General features: G+C 53.0%; 19 protein-coding genes. 11 read left to right on the top strand and 8 right to left on the bottom strand.

The genetic code is table 11. The features are described 5' to 3' along the window. Window positions 1-9 precede the first annotated feature (9 nt). Window positions 10-312 carry a hypothetical protein gene (locus tag B2952_RS13530; RefSeq protein ID WP_290733640.1) on the bottom strand — a complete coding sequence of 101 codons (303 nt, stop codon included), beginning with the start codon at window positions 310-312 and terminating at the stop codon, window positions 10-12. Between the two features lie 560 nt (window positions 313-872). On the opposite strand from B2952_RS13530, the gene B2952_RS13525 reads away from it, so the two are divergent. The 11 genes from B2952_RS13525 to serC all read left to right on the top strand — a co-directional run bounded on the left by B2952_RS13525 (window position 873) and on the right by serC (window position 11,164). Further along, complete coding sequence (locus B2952_RS13525) at window positions 873-3,248, top strand: efflux RND transporter permease subunit (RefSeq protein WP_290733638.1); 2,376 nt, start codon at window positions 873-875, stop codon at window positions 3,246-3,248. A 9-nt stretch (window positions 3,249-3,257) separates the two neighbouring features. After that, a complete protein-coding gene (locus B2952_RS13520; RefSeq protein ID WP_290733636.1) occupies window positions 3,258-4,040 on the top strand; it encodes an outer membrane lipoprotein-sorting protein in 783 nt (260 codons plus the stop codon). 144 nt (window positions 4,041-4,184) lie between these two features. Next, complete coding sequence (locus B2952_RS13515; RefSeq protein ID WP_290733634.1) at window positions 4,185-5,396, top strand: DUF1302 family protein; 1,212 nt, start codon at window positions 4,185-4,187, stop codon at window positions 5,394-5,396. A 9-nt stretch (window positions 5,397-5,405) separates the two neighbouring features. Continuing rightward, window positions 5,406-6,128, top strand: coding sequence for an energy transducer TonB (locus B2952_RS13510; protein WP_290733632.1), 723 nt, complete (start codon window positions 5,406-5,408; stop codon window positions 6,126-6,128). Between the two features lie 11 nt (window positions 6,129-6,139). Next, window positions 6,140-6,721 (top strand): MotA/TolQ/ExbB proton channel family protein, encoded by a 582-nt coding sequence (locus tag B2952_RS13505; protein WP_290732137.1) that lies wholly within the window; start codon window positions 6,140-6,142, stop codon window positions 6,719-6,721. Continuing rightward, a complete protein-coding gene (locus B2952_RS13500; RefSeq protein ID WP_290724109.1) occupies window positions 6,722-7,114 on the top strand; it encodes an ExbD/TolR family protein in 393 nt (130 codons plus the stop codon). Window positions 7,115-7,227: 113 nt separating this feature from the next. Beyond that, a complete protein-coding gene (gene metF, locus B2952_RS13495; RefSeq protein ID WP_173380941.1) occupies window positions 7,228-8,115 on the top strand; it encodes a methylenetetrahydrofolate reductase [NAD(P)H] in 888 nt (295 codons plus the stop codon). 67 nt (window positions 8,116-8,182) lie between these two features. After that, complete coding sequence (locus B2952_RS13490; protein ID WP_290733630.1) at window positions 8,183-8,491, top strand: hypothetical protein; 309 nt, start codon at window positions 8,183-8,185, stop codon at window positions 8,489-8,491. Between the two features lie 106 nt (window positions 8,492-8,597). Continuing rightward, window positions 8,598-9,122 (top strand): hypothetical protein, encoded by a 525-nt coding sequence (locus B2952_RS13485; protein ID WP_290733628.1) that lies wholly within the window; start codon window positions 8,598-8,600, stop codon window positions 9,120-9,122. A 63-nt stretch (window positions 9,123-9,185) separates the two neighbouring features. After that, entirely contained in the window at window positions 9,186-9,950 is a 765-nt protein-coding gene (locus B2952_RS13480; RefSeq protein ID WP_290733627.1) for an EI24 domain-containing protein, read from the top strand. 107 nt (window positions 9,951-10,057) lie between these two features. Continuing rightward, window positions 10,058-11,164 carry a 3-phosphoserine/phosphohydroxythreonine transaminase gene (gene serC / locus B2952_RS13475; protein ID WP_088656955.1) on the top strand — a complete coding sequence of 369 codons (1,107 nt, stop codon included), beginning with the start codon at window positions 10,058-10,060 and terminating at the stop codon, window positions 11,162-11,164. A 72-nt stretch (window positions 11,165-11,236) separates the two neighbouring features. Here the strand turns inward: serC and B2952_RS13470 are convergent, their stop codons facing one another. From B2952_RS13470 to B2952_RS13440, 7 genes are read right to left on the bottom strand one after another with little or no spacing between them, the layout of a single operon-like run. Continuing rightward, window positions 11,237-11,569 (bottom strand): GerW family sporulation protein, encoded by a 333-nt coding sequence (locus B2952_RS13470; RefSeq protein WP_290724119.1) that lies wholly within the window; start codon window positions 11,567-11,569, stop codon window positions 11,237-11,239. 21 nt (window positions 11,570-11,590) lie between these two features. Further along, the gene (locus tag B2952_RS13465; protein ID WP_290733624.1) at window positions 11,591-12,436 is read right to left on the bottom strand and encodes a hypothetical protein; all 846 of its coding nucleotides are present in this window, start codon (window positions 12,434-12,436) and stop codon (window positions 11,591-11,593) included. Window positions 12,437-12,461: 25 nt separating this feature from the next. Beyond that, window positions 12,462-13,286 (bottom strand): hypothetical protein, encoded by an 825-nt coding sequence (locus tag B2952_RS13460; RefSeq protein WP_290733622.1) that lies wholly within the window; start codon window positions 13,284-13,286, stop codon window positions 12,462-12,464. Then, on the bottom strand, window positions 13,286-14,137 hold the full coding sequence (asd, locus tag B2952_RS13455) for an archaetidylserine decarboxylase (RefSeq protein WP_173380934.1): 852 nt from the start codon (window positions 14,135-14,137) through the stop codon (window positions 13,286-13,288). The genes B2952_RS13460 and asd overlap by 1 nt, the downstream gene beginning before the upstream one ends. 24 nt (window positions 14,138-14,161) lie before the next feature. Beyond that, window positions 14,162-14,998: a hypothetical protein gene (locus B2952_RS13450; protein WP_290733620.1), complete on the bottom strand. Its 837-nt coding sequence runs from the start codon at window positions 14,996-14,998 to the stop codon at window positions 14,162-14,164. 23 nt (window positions 14,999-15,021) lie between these two features. Continuing rightward, on the bottom strand, window positions 15,022-15,966 hold the full coding sequence (locus B2952_RS13445) for an asparaginase (RefSeq protein ID WP_290733618.1): 945 nt from the start codon (window positions 15,964-15,966) through the stop codon (window positions 15,022-15,024). Continuing rightward, window positions 15,966-16,922 carry a hypothetical protein gene (locus B2952_RS13440; protein ID WP_290733617.1) on the bottom strand — a complete coding sequence of 319 codons (957 nt, stop codon included), beginning with the start codon at window positions 16,920-16,922 and terminating at the stop codon, window positions 15,966-15,968. The genes B2952_RS13445 and B2952_RS13440 overlap by 1 nt, the downstream gene beginning before the upstream one ends. Window positions 16,923-17,003 lie beyond the last annotated feature (81 nt).

Genomic DNA, 17,003 nt, shown 5'->3' with positions numbered 1-17,003 from the left:
GTTTACTTGCTACCTTGATAATAAATACAGACTCGATCCAATTGCAAACCCATGCACCAAGACTTCCAACAACAATTTCTCCTTACATTTTTCATCCGTTCTCAAATACTTTTTCATGGCTTCTAATTTTTTGCATGAATAAGTATGTTCATCATTAGACTTTGTACAAGAATTTTCACTATCAAGATAATCATATAAATTAGGACATTCCCCAATATAAACGAAACTAGTACCAATCAATTTATCCGTATCGTAGTCAATGTTGCACGAACAAAGAAATATGGCAGCCAAAGCCAAAATCGTCTTTCTCATCTCCCACACCCTTCTGCCAAAGGCAGTCTGCGAGCAGCGGTCTTATTCAGAGAACCGTTCTAAACCCATACTTTTTGTTAAAACAAAAAAAGTATGGTGTCGCTCGGCTCATTATCTGGAGGCTCTGGTAAACCCGCAACTTTAAGCACGACAGTAAGCGAAAACTCACCGTGGGCAAACGCCCAACGACCCACACCCGATCGGTGTGAGCGTTCGTCTTCTTCCCAAGTTGCAGGGGCAAGCCCCAAGAAATTTTACCAGAATTTCCAGATAGGGAACAAGAGTACTACTCTAATTCATTATGTCAATAGAAATATAAATTCTTACGTCTTTCTAGAAACAAAATAAGCCCATTTTTTATGAAAAACAGGCATATTTGGACGTAAAGTCGTCCTGCACGTGCACTTTTGCTCTAAAAGTCGGACAAAAACAAGAAAACCATACCATTTAAAAAGCAGTCCACACTGTTTTGCGTGGACCCATTTGGTTTTTAGAAAACCATTTGGAGTAGAATTTTTAGACCCAAATCCCTATTTTTGCCCAGCAAAAAAGAGGGAAAAATGAGTATTCCAAAAATCAACATTGAAAGAATCAACGAGCGGTTCGGCCGTTTTGGCGAATTTTTGCTCAACCACCGAGCCATTTTGCTGGTGGCGTTTGTCGTTTTGCTTGCGGTTTCGATCGTGGGCATGAAAAAAATCTACGTCGAGGCGTCGTGGGACAGCTACTTTATCGAGGGCGACCCGATGCTTGTCGAAACGGACAAGTTCAAGGAAACTTTCGGTAACGACTACTTCGTGGGCGTGCTGGTCGAGAGCGACCATTCCATCTTGACGCCGGACAACCTGAAGCTTTTACGCGAACTTTCGAACGAACTGCGCGACAGCCTTTCGTATTCCGACGGCAAGGCGACTTCGATTGTCGATTTGGAATACATGCTCGGTACCGAAGAGGGCATGGAAATCACGCAGATTGTGCCCGAAGAAATCCCGACGGACGAGGCGGGCCTCGCTGAAATCGAAAAACGCCTGGCCGACAAGCCGGAACTGGCGAAGAAGCTGATTTCGAGCGACCGCAAGCAAGCCTTCATCAACATCAAGCTGCGCCCCTTCCCCGAAGATTCCGTATGGAAGGCCGAAGGCGAAGCGAAGGGTGAAAAGGCTGAAGCTCCCGACATGCAGACGGGCCGCGAGACAACAGAAATCATCGCGAAGGAAAAGTATGCGCCGCTGCACCCGCGCGCCACAGGCATGCCCTACCTGAGTTTCCAGAAGCTGAAATACATCGGCGAAGAGATGGGCCGCATTTTCATCATGACAATTATCTGCGCCATCATCGTGATGTTCTTGGTGACGCGTTCGCTCCGCGGAATTGTCTCTCCGCTGATTACGACTTTTGCAGGCGTCATCATGACATTTGGCCTGGTGGGTTATCTCGGGCTTTACATGGATGCGACCAACATCATGGTGCCTGTGATTTTGGCCTTCGCCGTCTCGATTGCATACAACATACACATCAATTCTTTCTTCCGCAAGAACATGATGCTTACGGGCAAGCGCAAGGAATCGGTGCTTTACGCCATGCGTGAAACCGGCTGGTCGGTGCTGTTCTCGGGCCTTACCACGATTGTCGCGTTGCTCAGTTTCCTTTCGGTGATGCTCAAGCCGATTCGCTCCGTGGGCATTCTTTCGTCGATTGCGGTCGGATTCATTTTGCTTGTAGCGTTGACCATTTCGCCGATTCTCTTGAGTTTCGGCAAAGACAAGAAGCCGAACGCCAAGGTGCTTGAACGCGGCGACACGCACATGGGAATCATTCTCGATTCTGTCGGCAAGTTCGTTCTCGGGCACGGAAAGCCCATCGCCATCGTATTCGCCGTCGTGACCGCGATTTCTGTTTTCGGGCTCACCAAGATAGAACCCGCCTTTGATGTGGAACGCACCATGGGCCGCAAGGTCGAATACGTGAACAAGATGCTCTACGTGGCAGAATCCGAAATCGGAAGCTTCTACTCTTACGACTTGGTGATTGACTTTGGCGCAAACGACAAGGCCAAGGAAGTCGAAAACCTGAAAAAGCTCGATGAATTGCAGGAACACGCCGGCAACTACCCGCTTACCAAGCGTTCCACCTCGATTCTTGATATCGTCAAAGATTTGGACCGCACGCTGAACGAGAACCGTCAGGATAAATACGCAATTCCCGAAACTGAGGAAGAAGTCGCACAACTGCTTTTGCTCTACGAAAACGCGGGCGGCAGCGAGGCAACTTACTGGATGGATTACGATTACAGGAAGCTCCGCCTGATGATTGAAATTTCAAGCTACAACTCCAACGAACTCCAGAAGGAAATCGAAGACTTGCAGAATTTCGCACGCGAGCTTTACCCGGACGCAAAGGTGACTGCCGTGGGTAACTTGCCGCAGTTCACCGCCATGCAGCAGTACCTGGAAGTGGGCCAAATGACTTCGTTCCTGATTTCTGTAGTCATCGTGGCAGTCCTTTTGATGATTGTCTTCGGCAGCATTCGCACGGGCCTTATCGGCATGATTCCGAACATTGCGCCGGGTATTTTCGTGGGCGGTTACCTCGGGCTTACGGACATTCCGCTTGACATGATGACAGCGACGCTCATCCCGATGATCATTGGCCTTTCCGTTGACGATACGATTCACTTTATCAACCACGGGCATGTGGAATTTGACCGCACCCACGATTACCGCGAATCGATTCTCAATGTGTTCCGCACGGCGGGCCCGGCTCTCGTGATGACGACGATTATCATGGTGGCGACCTTTGCGGGCTTTACCACCTCGGCCGCAACGCAGATGTTCAACTTCGGTTTCGTGGTGTTCGTGGGACTTGTCTCGGCACTGCTCGCAGACCTCTTCGTGACACCGCTTTTAATCAAGAAATTCAAGATTTTTGGAAAATAGGAGAAAAATATGAATATGAAATTCGCAAAAAAAGCTGCGACAATTATTGTCGCCTTGAGCGCCATGGTAAGCGCAGAAACTTTGACCGGCCGCGACATCGTGCAAAAAGTGCATGACCGCCCCGATGGCAACACCCGCAGTTCCGAACTCTCGATGACACTCATCAACAAGAGCGGGGCCAAGCGCGAACGCAAGATTACCTCGTTTGCGATGGACGTGGGCAAAGACACCAAGCAGATTATGTTCTTCCGCTACCCCAACGACGTGAAGGGCACGGGATTCCTAACCGTCGATTACGACGACATCAACAAAGATGACGACAAGTGGCTTTATCTGCCCGCCATGAAAAAGACGCGCCGCATTAGCGGAAAGAGCTCCAAGACGGATTACTTCATGGGTTCCGACTTCACTTACGACGACGTGGGCCAGCGCAACATCGACGAAGACACCCACAAGCTCCTCCGCGAAGAAAAGGTGGACGGAATCGATTGCTGGGTTATTGAATCCGTGCCGAAAAAGGGCGACGAAATTTTCTCGAAGAAAATCTCCTGGATTCGCAAGGACTGCCTGATTGCCGCCAAGGTGGAATACTACGACAAGCTCGGCAAACTGCAGCGCTCGCTGAAAGTTGAAAACGTGGTTCAGGTAGACGGATTCTGGTCTATCGCCAAGATGAGCATGGAAAACGTGCAAACCAACCACAAGACGCTCCTTGAATTCGGCGACATCAAGTTCAACATTCCGCTTGACGCAAAGACATTCACCGTGCCGCGCTTGGAACGAGGATTATAAGGAACTATCCCCACTTTTGTCATGCCCGCGACCTGTGGTGAGCGAAGTCGAATCAAGGCGGGCATCTCCCCTTTACAAAACATTTTTTTAGTAGAAAAGGAGATTCCCGACCAAGTCGGGAATGACAAATTAAGGAGAAATAAAGTGACGAAGCAATCTCTAGCAGCATTGTTATTGGCGGCGACGACCGCTGTTGCCCAAGAAAGCCCGTTTCAATTCAACGGCTTCGTGGACACGTATCACGCCGTCCAGACGCAGCATCCGCACGATTTTACCACGTCGCGGACGCGCCTGCGCGCAGAACTTCGCGTAGATTACGAGAACGCCTATTTGTTCACCAGCCTGAATGGCGTACAAAACAGCATTCTCGAAGACCGCACCGGAGTGCAGTTGCAAGAGGCGTATTTCAACTACCAGAATGACTTTCTTGAAATACGCGCGGGCCGCCAGATTGTGGTATGGGGCGTTGCCGACGGGCTTCGCGTTACCGACCTGATTTCGCCTGTAGATTACACCGAATTCATGTCGAGCGACTACGACGACATGCGCATGGCTGTCGACGGTTTCCGCATCAAGTACCCCGGCGAACGCGTGAATGCTGAAATCGTTTACGTGCCCGTGCCGCGATACTTCCAGATGCCCATGCAAGAAGATAACCCCTGGCGTCCTGAATTGCCCGAAAAAGCGAGCATCGATTTCCCGGAAGGTCCCGATGCCAAATTCAAGAACGGAGATTTCGGAACGCGAGTTTCGTTCTTCCTCTCGAATCTGGATTTCTCCATTTCGGCGCTTCATACGCACAACCAGTCGCCCGTTACGGTCGCAGGCTACGACCCCGTCAAGGATTCCATTGTCATCCACGGCATACACGAAACCATGACCATGATCGGTGGCGACATGTCGATGCCTATCGGCGAATTTGTGCTCCGTGGCGAAATCGCAGAATACTTCGGTGAAGCGCTCGGTTACGCAAGCAATCTCGATTACGCTCGCAAGAACACCTTCAATGCCCTCGGAGGAATCGACTGGTACGCCGGGGACAACTGGACTTTCATGGTGCAGTATTTACACAAGTACATCGCCGACTATTCGCATAACTTGGCCGCCGAAAAGAATTCTTCTGAAATGACCTTCCGTATTTCAAAGGAACTGCTGAACAACACGCTCAAGCTTTCGCTCTACGGCATGTTCGACATCGACAACCTTGCCTATTACGCGCGTATTTCGGGAGATTACTCCGTCACCGACCAAGTAATGATTTCACTTGGGTACGACCACTTTGGTGGAAAACGCGGACAACTCGCAGGCTACGACAAGAACCGCGAAATCTGGGCGAAAGCGAAGTATTACTTCTAATAAGACCTGATGAATTTTGAAATTGAACCGACATCGCGCCCGCGCAATCCCTATTCCGCATTCACGATGCGGCGCGTATTTTGCATTGGCATTGTCGTTGCCATTTTGCTGCACGTGGGCTTTTACGCCTGGGGATTCCTGAAGCGGACGCAGGTGGTTACCACCCGCGAAGATGCCGAAGTGATTCATGTGGAGCGTTTGCTCTTGCAGCCGCCTCCGCCTCCACCCGAAGTCAAGAAAATCGTGAAGAAAGTGGTCCGCGCGAAAATTATCCCGAACATTGTGCAAGATACGGTGCCAGAACCTGAACCCGAGCCAGAGCCGGAACCGATTGTGGTTACAGACGCGGAACCCGTTGTAGAAGCGCCTCCCGAGCCCGTGGCACCTCCTCCATCCCCGCCGCCACCGCCACCACCGAAACCATCGAAGGATTCGCTGATGAAGGTGACTCGCGCTTATCTGATGGGGCTGAGCAAAGCTTTTGAAAAGCAGAAGGACTACCCCGCTACGGCCCGCCGCCTAAAGCAAGAAGGCACCGTGCGCGTGCAGTTTACGGTTGCAAAAGACGGAAGCATCAGCGGTGCGGTTGTGGCAAAACCCTGTCCGTATTCTTCACTGAACGAAAGTGCGCTTGCCGCCGTGCAGGCCGTGCCCAAGTTTGACCCGATTCCAGCTGTACTTGGCAAGGACACCTGGAAAATGGAGATTCCAATCAAGTATAACCTTCATTAAACAGGAACACAATGAACTACATCTTAGACTTTATTCAACAGGGCGGCGTTATCGCCTACGTGCTCGTGGCGATGAACTTCGTCGGTTATTCCATCATCGTATGGAAAATCATCTCGCTGATCCTCTTCAACAGGAGCATCCGCAAGCGCCTTCCGGCGAAAATCCTGCATCGCGTGGTGACGCACAATACCGACCATCACATCATTATCGAAAGCATCCGCACCGAAATTGCGCTCGCCTTCTCGCCGTTACAGAAGGGTATGACTACGATTGAAAACATCGCGAGCATCTCTCCGCTGCTCGGCCTTTTGGGCACCGTGTTCGGCATATTCAACGCCTTCAGCGTCATCGCTGTTTCGGGCCTTTCTGATGCGGGTGCGTTCGCTACAGGCATCAAACTTGCTCTCATTACGACGGTGATTGGCCTTGTGGTCGCCATTCCGCACGTCATTGCGTTCAACTACCTGAACGCCCGCATGGAATCCGAGCAGGACAATGTGGAAAACGACGTGCTTTTGCAGCTGGGCCGCATTCTCAAAGAAAAGGACCACATCCGTTCTCAGAGCGCCGATTCCGCAAACGAGGATGCATAAATGGCCAAGCGCACCCGCCGAATCCGCCCCGACATGACGCCACTCATCGACTGCGTCTTTTTGCTGCTGGTGTTTTTCCTGGTGACATCAGTCTTCAAGCAAGACGAATCGGTGCTCAAGCTGATTCTGCCCGAAACACAGACCGAAACCAAGCGCGACACGCCCGAGGGTCTGTACATCGAGCTTTCGGAGACGGAACTCGCCTTTAACGGCCAGCGCGGCACGCCCGACGAACTCCGCGAAAAGGCAGCAACGGTGCAGAACAAGAAATCCCCTGTCGCCATCAAGATCGACAAGGGAACCACTTACGAACGCATCGCCGTCATCCTCGACATTTTACAGGTGCAAAAACTGTACAATATCCAGCTGATTAACGAGATGGAAAAAGAATAGCCTACTTACACGCGCCCACTTGCCAACTTCATTGAAACTATATATATTTATGCATGTATTAACATATTTGCATAAACCTCGGGTGCCGGTCCGACCCGCCCCACGGAGAGACGATGAAGATTATAGACATTCTGAAGCAAGACAAGATGAGCCTTTCGTTTGAAGTGTTCCCGCCCAAGAAAGAGACGAGCTTCGAAAACGTGAAGGCGGCAACAGAATCCATCGCGGCCCTCGGCCCCGCATTCATGAGCGTCACCTACGGCGCAGGCGGTGGCGTAAGCCATTTCACCCTCGACATCGCGAAGAACCTCAAGGAAAAGTTCAACATCCCGATGCTCGCCCACCTCACATGCGTCTCGAGCAGCAAGGAGACAGTGCACCAGCGTATCGAAGACATGAAGGCGGCGGGCATCAAGAACGTGATGGCGCTCCGCGGCGACCTCACTCCCGAACTCATCGAGAAGGGCCGCGACAACTGCGACTACCACTACGCCGTCGAACTCATCCGCGAACTCAAGGCTGCCGACGCCGACTTCTGCATCGGTGCTGCCTGCTACCCCGAAAAGCACCCCGAAAGCGCAAACCAGGCCGAAGACATCAAGCACCTCAAGGAAAAGGTCGACGCAGGCGCGGATTTTCTCACCACGCAGATGGTTTTCGACAACAACCTGTTCTTCAGCTTCCTCTACAAGCTGCGCGATGCGGGCGTGAACTGCCCCGTGCTCCCCGGCATCATGCCCATCACGAACGCGAACCAGGTGGAACGCGCCATCAAGCTTTCCGGCTCCTTCATGCCGCAGCGCTTCAAGTCGCTGGTCGACAAGTTCGGGAGCGACCCCGAGGCCATGAAGCAGGCGGGCATCATCTACGCGAGCGACCAGATTATCGACCTGTATGCCAACGGGATTACAAACGTGCACGTTTACTCGATGAACAAGCCCGATGTGGCCGAAGGCATCCTGAAGAACGTTTCCGCTATTCTCGGGAAGAATTTTGCCTAAAAAATTGTCCTCTTTTCCTGCCTTTATGCTATATTAAGGAAGGAAATACCCTCCAAAGGACAATCAGATGACCGACGAACAATTCCGCCTTTTCCTGGATGCGATAAACGCCCAGACAGACGCCATCAAGACCCAGACCCAGGCTTTAGCACAACTCAAGAGCGTCCTTGTTCTGAACACGGCTCTCAGTCTCAGCAAGACCCGTTCTACCGAAAACATTCCCCTCCAGGAAGAAGGCGGACTTGCCGGTGCTATCGAGGATATCGGCAAATTCCTCGAAGAATCCAAGGTTCCCGAAAACTGGAAGGACAGCGTCACTAACGAGATTTACGTGAAGACGTTCTCCGGCAAACCGCTAAAAATGGAAGAAATCTGACAATCATTCCATTTTGGACGATAATGCAACAAACTCTCCGGTTCATTTTATATATATTGTGCTAGAGCCCACCGGGCAAACAAGTTTTTTATCACAAGGAACAAACATGCTCTCTTACGCAGACGCCTACAAGATTGCCGCCGAAGTCCACAAAGGCCAGAAGGACAAGGCCGGCGGCCCCTACATTGACTTTCTCCAGAACGTTGCGGATTACCTCAAGAACAAGGGCGAATCCGAAGACGTGCAGGTTCTTGCGATTCTGCAGGACCTGATTACGGGCGCCACCAAGAAGACCCCGGAAGAAGTCATCGCGATGGGCGTTCCGGCAGACATGGTCGAACTTATCCAGAAGATGACCTACCACAAGAACCAGGGCTGGATTGACGAGTACAGCTGCAGGCTCATGGAAAAGGGCGTACCCGCAGAAGACGCGACTTACGACGCCCGCGAGAAGGACTTTGTGCGCTTCGTGGAAACCCTCAAGGACAATCCCGTCGCAGCAAAAGCCAAGAGCGCCATCTTGAACGTGCTCATGGAAGACAAGTACATCCACAGGCAGGAACGACGCGAACTCAAGACGAAGTTCCGCCTCAAGAAGTACAAGGCCGCCATCGAAGCCCTCGGCGTGTAGGCCACAAAAGACACCTTTTCGCCCCGCACTGCGGGGCATTTTTTGTAAGGGAAAAAGCAAGGAATGATTCGAATAAAGGAACAGATTGTAAGCGGGCTCGTCGCATACCCCAAGGCGCTCCGCCTGATATGGACAAACAAGCTCACCAAGTACCTGGTGCTGCCCGTCGTTTTGAACATCATTGTGGTTGTCGCGCTCATTTTCGCGGGATTCGGTATCGGCGACTGGATCAACGGCACCATCGAACGACACACCGAGAACATGAACGGCTGGATACAGGCCGGCATGGTCGCCATCAAGATTGTCCTCCCCATCATATTCTTCATCGTCTTCATTTTCATCGGTGGCACCATCGTGAACGTCTTGATGTCGCCCATCTACACGATGCTTTCGGAAAAGGCAGAAACCATCCTCACAGGCAACGAGTTCCCGTTCGACGCGAAACAGACTCTGAAGGACATCTGGAGAGCGCTCCTCATTGCCCTCCGGAACACGGCGAAGCAGCTGGTCCTGACCGCACTCTGCCTCCTCCTGAACCTGATTCCCGTCGTCGGGAGTGTCATCTCGATTTGCCTGATTTTCATCATCAACGCCTACTACTTCGGGAGCGGCTTCATGGACTACACCTTCGAGCGCTGGCGTTACTCCGTCAAGGACAGCCTCAAGGGCACGAGCGAACTGAAGTACCTGGCTATTGCGAACGGGGCCGTGTATTCGCTACCGTTATACCTGTTCTGCGGGGCATTTATCGCAGCCTTTATCGGGGGCGTTTCGGCAGTCGCCGCGACAATTTCGCAAATAGAGATAAAGGGAAAAACGAGACGATAGGTAGCACCCGTAGACCATTGCCGAGCATAGCGCATTTTGCTATTTTTACGCGCGTAATTTAAGAGTCCCCGTAAACCATGCGGGGCAAAACAAAAAGGAACACAACCATGGCAAATAAAGTCTATAACTTTAGCGCAGGACCGTCTGTCCTGCCCGAACAGGCACTCAAGGAAGCATCTGCTGCATGCATCGACTTCGAAAACAGCGGCATCAGCATTCTCTCCATGAGTCACCGTTCAAAGCCGATTGAAAACATGTTCGCCCAGACGGAACAGTACCTCCGTGAATTGATGGGCATCCCTGAAGACTACGACATCGTTTTCCTCGGTGGTGGTTGCTCCCTTCTGTTCTGCATGCTCCCGATGAACTTCCTCAACCAGGACGCTACGGCAGACTACGCTCTGACTGGCGTTTGGGCAAACAAGGCTTACAAGGAAGCCAAGCAGTTCGGTAACGCTCTCGCCGCTTGCGACACCAAGTCCGAAACTTACAGCCGCATCGACAAGAACCTGAAGCTTTCCGACAACGCCACGTATCTCCACGTGACTGCCAACAACACCATCTACGGTACCGAATGGCACAACTTCCCGAAGCCGAAGTCCGGCTTCCTCATGGCTGACGTGAGCTCCGACTTCCTCGCCCGCAAGATCAACGTGTCCGACTTCGGCGTTGTGTACGGCGGCGCCCAGAAGAACATCAGCTGCGCAGGCGTGACTGTTACCATCATCAAGAAGGGCCTCCTCGGCAAGGTGAACCGCACCATCCCGACCATGCTCAACTTCCAGACCCACATCGATGCGAAGAACATGTTCAATACGCCTCCGGTTTTCGCCGTGTACGTGATGAACCGCACCCTCAAGTGGCTCAAGGAATTCGGTGGCGTGGACGCTATCGAAAAGGTGAACCGCAGCAAGGCTGCTCTCCTTTACAGCGCCCTCGACGCTTCCAAGGTTTTCGTCGGTACCGCTGCCAAGGAAGACCGCTCCATCATGAACGTTCCGTTCGTGTTCAACAAGGACGTGGTCGCTGCAGACAAGGCTGACGACCTCGCCAAGGAATTCCTCGAATTCGCAAAGGCTCGCGGTCTGCAGCAGCTCAAGGGGCACCGCTCCGTGGGTGGCTTCCGCGCATCCATCTACAACGCGATGCCGGTCGAAGGCGTGCAGGCTCTTGTCGACTGCCTCGGCGACTTCGAGAAGAAGGTACTCGGCTAAAAAAAAGATCCCCGTGCAAACGGGGATGACAAGCTGTTTTAATCGTCACCCTCGCAAAAGCGAGGGTCTTTTTTATTCTGCGTCAGACTTCTTGAATTTGTTCACGACGTCGGGAACGATGTCCATGACCTTCGACACAAGCGAACTGTCCTTGCTAATAGGCATCACGCGCACATCGTCGCCCTTGATGACGAGGAAGGCGACCGGTTCGACCGAAGCGCCACCGCCGGAAGCGGACGTATCGCCCTTGGACTGGTGACCGCCAAAGCCGAAACCGACAGACACGCGGCTCACGGGCACAACGGTAGATTCACCGGCCTGGATGGGGTTACCGATAACCGTTTCAGCCTTAGTGATGAAACGGAGCTTTTCCAAAAGAGTTTCTGCAAGTTTTTCAATAGCCATGTTTTTAATATAGATTAAAGATTAGAATCTGGCTTCATAAATGCGGTCGCTCGCCGTGAAAAAGCGACGTTCCAGGTCAAACCAGCCAAGGTAGCCCCACACGACAACGATTCGCCCACCGGGTAGACGCGAAGCAATGCCGTTCACTCCTTCGCCGGCGTTGAAGTAAGTATTTTCCACATCGCGGACAACGCCCTTGGGTTCAACCTTTTTCAGTTGCGCAGCCCACCGGTCATAGGTATCGGAATCCACCTGTTCCCAGCTTCGCGCAACGTTCCACTGCAAATTCGCATCGCGATAACTCTGCACCAGAACCGGGAAATACGACTTGACGCCCAAGAAATTCTGCGTCTGGATCGAAGTCCGTCCCGCCTCGCGATGTTCGAAGGGCAGGCTCAGGAATTCCTGCGGGAACCCGCCGCGATAGCCGGGGAAATTGCGGACATACTGTTCGAGGTCGCTCCTTTCGTACCGGCGGAAACTGTCGTGACGGAATATGAAAATGCGAGCGTCGGAGCGAATACTTTGTTCCAAGAACGAGCCGCGGAGGATTGGAACAATCCCCTGGAAACGACCGCTGTTGGTGTAATAATCCATCGCATAGACATCGCTCTTGAATTCGAGAATAGACACATCGAGCGTATCGCCCGGCATTACCGGATAGCTAAAGTCCATCCGCTTCACAAGCGAAGGGATGTTCTCACCCACCGGATTTTCGTTCACGTTCACATGCGACGGACGAATGTTCTTATAAAGAATCGAGGCATGGTCCAGCGGCGGGACTTCCTTTTCCTTGCATGCGCAAACAGCCATCGCCACGAAGGCGAAAGCGGCAAGCAGGCAAAGGCGTGCGACCCGGCAATTCATGACGTTAAATTTAGAATTGAAGAATCTAGTCATGCCGAACCGCATTGTTGCAATGTTCATAGAGAGGGCATTTTGCGCACCGGCACGTCGACTCGCGACAAATAAAGTCGTTTTTTCCCCATTCCAGGTAAAACTGGAGCGCATGCGCTGCCACATAGGGGCAATCCGGACTAAGGATCTTGCAATAATCGTCCAGCATCTTCTGCTTTTTTTCCGGTTTCAGGTCCGCAAAAGAATCGTCCCGAGCAGGCCCCAGCATCGCAAGGAAACGCCTCGCCCCCATCGTCAAGGGGAGGGGCGCCGGACGTTTGGGAGATGCGCAACCAAGCCCCAGGCCAATCGGAGCGGGAATCAGCAGACGGTAGATGGCGGCACAGGCCTTCGGCCTCGGGTTTCCTTTTCCAACAAAATAAATTTCACCGAGATCGCGCCATATTCCCTCGGGGGTTCTGGAATTGAGCCACTCCAGCATGTTGCCGTGACGACGCACAAAGAGCCCGACACTCCAGAAAATTCCGGGAACATCCGGCAAGAGTTTCCATTCGTAGCCTTCGAGGGCAGATTCCGCGCACGACTGAATTTCCTTGACACTCGGCACAGGGAGATTCCAAAGGCGGTCGCCCGGGAACTGCTTCTGTAGCGCCGAGAGAACCGAGACAAACGCCGGATAATCGATTCCCTGGAACAAAGTCGTCCCCAAAAGCGTCCACGCAATTTTGGCCGAGACGTCGGATTCCCTAGACGAAACGGCGACAACCGGATCGGGGACTTTGCTGAAATGTCGTATAAAATCGACGGTCGACTTGAAAAGCGCAGGCTCGTCGCTTGCAAACCGCCTCGCCGAAACCATTAGAGTGCCTCGCCCACCTTGACCGCCATACCCACGCGGCTCTGGAAAAGGCCCGGATTCCTTTCGCGGATTTTCTTGTCCACCACGAGAATCACGGTGCTACCCATCTCGAATCGGCCCAACTCGCCACCTTTTTCCACCTCAATTTTTTGAGGCGGATTCCAGTCGTAGCGTTTGCAGTCCCTGGGAAGCTTGCCCGCATTCACCAGGAGGTCGTCAGTATAGGCGACCCCGATGCGGCCCACGTTGGTAGCCCCCACCTTCACCACGAGCATCTCGGAACCGTCGTCCAGGCGGATGTGGCTCGTGAGGCGTTCGTTGATGCAGAAGAGGCCTTCCACTCGTTCCACGCTCCCGACATTCACCGGCCAGAGCGTCCCGGGACAGTAGCTCGCCCCCACCACTTCCCCCTTCACGGGACTATGGATGCGGTGGTAGTTGAACGGAGCGAGGTAAATCGTAGCAAAGGCGCCGCCCTCAAAACGTTTCGCCATTTCTTCGTCGCGGAGCAAATCCTTGAGCGTATAGGTCTTGCCCTTCGCCTGAATCAGTTCCTGTTTCTCGTCGAAAGTGGCTGTCTGCGAAAGGACGCCATCGACAGGCGAGACAATCTCGGAATCCGCAATCGGACGCATGCCGGGTTTGAGCCTGCGGATGAAAAGTTCGCCAATATTCCTGTAATGCGAAATCGGGTATTCCGATTCCTCCATGTTCAGCTTGTAGTAAGCGGCAAAAGCGTTGCGCGCAAGCTTCGAAAAAACGGGAATGCGAAGACGCGTAAAGACACCGAAGGCGCGGCTCGCGGCGTTCTTCGGCAAGAGTTTCATGAAAACGTAAAAAGCGGTATTCATAATTTGCAAGATAGAAAAAAGTCGCTAGTGATTTTCGATTTTGCCCACATCCGTGCTGAACATCTTCCACAGGCGAGGCGCAAAGGGGCGAGACCATTCCTTCTCGGGAGCGACCCGGCTTGTCGTTGCCGCCGTAAATTGCGAATACGTCAAGAAAACAAGCTCCCCATACCGCACATCCCACATGGTCCAGAGGATTTCCCAGGTAAAGCCGCCCTTCTTGCCCAAATCGGGAAGCATTTCAACCTTGAGGTAAATCGGCATGGTGACATACCTGATTTCGTAGCGGGATGCGATATCGTTCAACAGGTTCTTGAGCTTGGCAGGGACCTCGCGCTGCAAATCCTGCTCTACGCTGTCACGCGACACCCAGGGAGCCATATCCGAAAGCGGCTTCCCATCGGCGAAGACGCTTTTCAGCAAGCGGAACGACAACGTGTCCAGATAGAGAGAGTCGGCATCGGGCAGCCTCATCCCCGGAAGCAGCAGTTCTCGCCGCATTTTAGGGAAAGCTTTCGCGAACAGGGAATCCTCGACATGCGCAAGGTCGAAATCGAGAGCATCCGCGCTAAAACTGTGGCACATGCGGCAATCATCCGGACGTTTCGCCACCACCTTGAGCGTCGGGAACACCCCAACGACAGCCGAAGAATCCAGGCGCGAATAGGCAATGCCGTTCCATTCGCGATACGACTTTTCGTCGCTGATCTTGAGTTCGATATCGCCACGGGTTCCACATTCCTCGCACGGCGCATCCCGCATGCCGGAATCTCCGTCACCGGAGCCGCCGCGGGCATCGTCGCGAAGGCCGGCACAACCCACAAGCGAACAGATAACAAACAAAGCAAAAAAACGTTTCATCTTCATCAAAATAACAAAAAAAGCTACAGGGAGAAAATCCGCCGCAAGTCACTCACCCTGTCCGTCACAGTCAGGGCGAGGCGCAAAAGGACTGCGGCCTTTTGCGGCGGGAGCCGTCCGGCACATATCCGGCCTGGGGCCAGGCGCTCGTTAAGCGTAACGAGCCCGTGGTGGATCCGCGTCGAGACCACCACGGGGATATCGATGCCGGACAGGGCTTCCGCCCAGCCACGGCTGAACTCGCCCGACCCCGCACCCGCAATCACGAGCCCGTCCGAAACGCTAGATGCATACAGGAGGATTTTCGGGTTCGCATCCACAGAGAAATACACGACGTTCACGCGCGGGAGCGAATCGAGCCCGGAGACATCGAAAAAATTCTGTTCCTTGAGCGCATTCCAGTTGGAACCTTCGCCGGGATAGTTCACGCCCATGGGATTCATGGCGCTCGCGCTGCACTTCTGCACGCTGCGGGCATCGAAAAGTTCGCCACCGAAATAGACCCACACCTTGTTTTCGGGAGGGTCGTCATCCACGGCAAAACCGGCTGCAGCACGCACGGCACCAAGGAGATTCGCAGGGCCATCCGGATTCTTCGCCGTCGAAGGTTTCATCGCGCCCGTCAGGACAACCGCCTTTTCGCACTTGACGGTGAGACTCAGGAAATAGGCCGTCTCGTCCATCGTGTCGGTCCCATGCGTTATCACGATTCCATCGACCGACTCGTCTTCCTGCAGTTCCTTCACGCGGTTCGCAAGCGAGATCCATATTTTGTCTGTAATATCGTCGGAATTGATATTGCAGATTTCTTCGACCCGCACGTCCGCATATTCCAAAAGTTCCGGCACGGAGGCCACCAGGGTTTCGCCCGGGACCTTTCCCGATTCGTAATCCAGATCCTTGCCGCTCTCGCCGACGCCCGCAATCGTTCCACCCGTCGTAAGGACAACTATCCTCTTCTTCGCCATCACATCACCTCTTTGATCAGCAAGTCCGTATCAACGCCATAGAACTTCTGCAGGGCCTCGTCGACACTCATCGTGCGCAGGCTCTTGACAAACATCTTGAAATGCGAGAAGTCCGCATTCCGCGAAAGCATGCGTTCCACCATTTTTTGCGAATACCAGTACAGGCGATTGGCCACGTCGGCATTCGGCTCCTTGACAAACGGTTCCGTGAGGGCTTCCTTCGAAGGAATCCCCCCAGCCGGACGTGGATTCCCCGTCCGCGAGCCGTCTATAACCTGCGCTATGCCCTCGTTGATCCACAAGGGCACCTTGGCATGCGTCATCGCCCGCACAAAGGAATGCGTGAGTTCATGGAAAAGAACCGGACGGTATATTTCGCGGTAACGCATCATCTCTACGGGTACACGGAGCTTTCCATCGAAAACCGCGCCAACCCATTCGGGCCGCGGCCCCATGCCCTGGTACTCGTTCGACCTGTAAAGCACGAGGCTCATCTTGTTCTGGGGCCTAAAATCAAACAGGCGGCAGAGGGAATCATAGGCGACTTCGAGAACCGCAAGCGCTTCCATCACATCGCTTTTCGAAGGATGCCCCTCGAATTCTACGCGGAAATGCATCGAGCGCTCTATTCCGAGTTCTTCCATTTCGCGTATGAGCTGCGCCGACTTTTTCTTCAGGAAATCAAAATCAGGAGTTTTCACCCCGATGCTGTCGACATAGCGGATACATTCCTCGTACCTTTCCTGCTCGTACAGGATGCCCGCCAGGTGGAGTTGCAGGTTCGAATCGTGAGGAGCATCACACAAAAGGGCTCGGACGCTCTTCTCCGCACATTCCCAATTCTCCGATTCCAGGCATTCCGTGGCGCTACGGACGAGAGCTTCCCTACGCTCGAACTCGAATTTCTCGGCCCTCTGCGCCTCAAAAAAACGCCAGCCCGCATAGAGCAAAAGCATTGACAAAAAGGTAACGATTAAATTTTTCATTTCGGGAAAACCGCCCTGTCCAAAATATATATTTTTTTACAAACGGCCACT

This window comes from Fibrobacter sp. UBA7003 (genome assembly GCA_002449765.1).
Taxonomy (GTDB): Bacteria; Fibrobacterota; Fibrobacteria; order Fibrobacterales; family Fibrobacteraceae; genus Fibrobacter.
This window is presented reverse-complemented; position numbering and strand designations above follow the sequence as displayed.